The organism is Priestia sp. SIMBA_032 (assembly GCF_046535215.1).
GTDB lineage: Bacteria > Bacillota > Bacilli > Bacillales > Bacillaceae_H > Priestia > Priestia aryabhattai.
Map to the genome: position 1 here is coordinate 1 of NZ_JAWRXD010001361.1, position 244 is coordinate 244.

The window sequence follows — 244 nt, forward strand, 5'->3', positions numbered from 1 at the left end:
GTTTCTTTTATTTAAAGAGAATATCTTTACTATATTGATTTCCAACGAGTAAATCATATTGAAGCATTTTATATTGCTCTAACATTTCTTTTGGTTTCTTTGTTAAATCATTGATTACTTCTCCATTTTTATCAACTTTTAATTCATCTCTAAGCACTGGTATTTCCTTGTAAAGTTCCGATAAAAATTGATAAAATAAGGATTTATTTAATCCTGCATAATCAAAAATAAGATTAGAAAAATG

General features: G+C 24.2%; 1 pseudogene. It reads right to left on the minus strand.

The features are described 5' to 3' along the window. Positions 1-7: 7 nt before the first annotated feature. Positions 8-244, minus strand: a pseudogene (locus SB717_RS38765) (LTA synthase family protein); the annotation flags it as partial.